1 pseudogene is annotated in these 517 nt (G+C 33.8%); it reads left to right on the top strand.

Annotated elements, in window-relative coordinates:
• Positions 1-183 precede the first annotated feature (183 nt).
• Positions 184-517: pseudogene (locus ACRCJ0_RS19270) on the top strand (hypothetical protein); the annotation flags it as partial.

Here is a 517-nt window from a genome sequence, read left to right on the forward strand (position 1 = left end):
ACTTTTGTTGGTATAGTTTTTTGTTGATAGGTCATATTTTACTCCTTAAAAAAACACTAAAATTCTTGGTAATTGTACTGTCCTCTACAAAACTATGCTATCATGGATTGAAGTAAATCACACTTTTAAACCCGTAAATATTGAAGGGAAATTGTGATAAATAGATGAGGAGCAACGATAACTATGATATGTCCAAACTGTCAGTCGACAATTCTAGCAGATACAAAAATTTGTCCAAATTGTGACTATATTTTTACCCATCGTGAATTGGATGACGACTTACATGATACGATTGAAATTCCTGCAGCTTCATTTGCGGATACAGTATATGATGATGAAGACGTCCACCATGAGGCTTACGAAGAGTACCAAACCTCTCCAATTCAAAATGCAGCTTATGCGAATGGCAATACCGACTCTTCTGATAGCAATGGTGACAATAAAGACGAGAAGAAGGCTAAAAAACCATTATTTTCTTTTGTCAAAAATAATAAAAAGACAAAAGCTACTGATAAAA

It is taken from the genome of Aerococcus sp. L_32, from assembly GCF_050689315.1.